Source organism: Caballeronia sp. (assembly GCF_049581465.1).
Taxonomy (GTDB): domain Bacteria; phylum Pseudomonadota; class Gammaproteobacteria; order Burkholderiales; family Burkholderiaceae; genus Caballeronia.
Window position 1 is genome coordinate 1 of sequence record NZ_JBAUSA010001425.1, and the last position, 1918, is coordinate 1918.

2 protein-coding genes are annotated in these 1918 nt (G+C 60.8%); both read left to right on the plus strand.

Annotation, left to right across the window (positions count from 1 at the left end; translation table 11 throughout):
- Positions 1–556: OmpA family protein (locus WCA53_RS34465; protein WP_423922848.1), on the plus strand; the 556-nt coding region annotated here is incomplete at its 5' end.
- Positions 557–1026: 470 nt separating this feature from the next.
- Positions 1027–1918, plus strand: an 892-nt coding sequence (locus WCA53_RS34470) for a class I tRNA ligase family protein (RefSeq protein ID WP_423922851.1), incomplete at its 3' end; no start/stop codon positions are given.

Consider the following 1918-nt stretch of genomic DNA (forward strand, 5'->3'; position numbering starts at 1 on the left):
GGGCATTGGCGCGGCATCTGGCGCGGCGCTTGGTGCAATCTTCGGCGGCGGCAAGGGTGCTGCCATCGGCGCGGGCGTAGGCGCGGCGGCGGGCGGTATCACCGGCTACAACTGGCAGGCCATCAAGGGCAAGCTGACGGGCGCCACGAAGGGCACAGGCACGCAAGTTACGGAACAGCCGGACGGTTCGCTGAAGGTCAACATCCCGAACGCAATTTCCTTCGACACCAACAGCTACGCCATCAAGCCAGGCTTCGCGCCCGTGCTTGACCAGGTCACGCAGACGCTGGTACAGCACCCGGAACTGATCGCGCAAGTGGTTGGCCATACGGACAGCACGGGCCAGCCGGCCTACAACCAGACGCTGTCGCAGAATCGTGCGCAAAGCGTTGCGTCGTATCTGGCCGGTCACGGCGTGGCATCACAACGCCTGTCCGCGTCGGGCATGGGTCAGACGCAACCGATTGCCGACAACTCGACGGAAGCAGGACGTGCGCAGAATCGTCGCGTCGAAATCTATTTGCGCGCGACCGCACAGCCGGGTCAAGTGCAGTAAAAGGCTTGATTCAAAAGGAGAAGCGGCAAACACGCGCGCCGCTTGCCGCGCACTAGTTTCTGAGTCGATTCTCAAGAAACACTGGGAAAGCGAAAAATATTTGAAACTTTGCGGGGTTCGCGCGTGTCTGTCTTAACGGTAGGTGGCTGGCTTTGCCGTCACGTACCATTCTCCTCTTGTCGGTGTTGCTCCGGGGCCCGTTTAAAGCCCCGGTTTTTTTTCGCCCAAATTTTCCAGCACATCGCCTCGGAGGCGGCCCTTCGAGGCCGCCCTTCGCCGCGTTGCACGCCGCCCCGGCCCCGCGCCATCCGGCGAAACGCGCGCCCCTGCTAGAATCGTGCTTCGCTTTTGCACGCAATTGCCGCGTGTCGTCGCTGGTATCCGGCCCGTACTCCGACTGTGGTCGGCTGCCTTCATGCCAGCGCCGTCGCTGCATTCACCGTATTCCATAACTCGCAGGCTCCCGCCTTATGTCAGAAACGATCTCGTCTCCTGTTGTCGCAGCCGCGCCGGCCCACGCCGCGCGCCGCCAGATCCTCGTCACGTCCGCGCTTCCCTACGCGAATGGCCAGATCCATATCGGCCATATGGTCGAATACATTCAGACGGATATCTGGGTTCGGACGCTGCGAATGCACGGTCATGAGGTCTATTACGTCGGCGCCGACGATACCCACGGCACGCCGATCATGCTGCGCGCGGAAGCCGAAGGCATCACGCCGAAGCAGTTGATCGAGCGCGTGGGCCGCGAACACAAGCGCGATTTCGACAGTTTCGGGATTTCGTTCGACAATTACTATTCGACCGATGCCGACGAAAATCGCGTGCTGTGCGAATCGATCTATGGATCGTTGCAGGCGGCAGGGCTGATCGAGGCACGCGACATTGAGCAAGCCTACGATCCGGTCAAGGAAATGTTCCTGCCTGACCGCTTCATCAAGGGCGAGTGCCCGAAATGCGGCGCAAAGGACCAGTACGGCGACAACTGCGAGGTCTGTGGCTCGACCTATTCGCCGACAGACCTCATCAACCCGTATTCAGTCGTTTCAGGCGCTACGCCGATTCGCAAGATATCGACGCACTACTTCTTCCGCCTTTCCGACCCGCGTTGTGAAGATTTCCTGCGCGGTTGGGTGGGTGGACTGGCGCAGCCGGAAGCCACGAACAAGATGCGCGAATGGCTCGGCGATAAAGGCGACGCCAAGCTGGCCGACTGGGATATTTCCCGCGATTCGCCCTACTTCGGCTTTGAAATCCCGGGCGCGCCGGGCAAGTATTTCTACGTTTGGGTCGACGCGCCCGTGGGCTATTACGCCAGCTTCAAGAACCTGGCCGATCAGCGCGGCCTGAACTTCGAGGAAT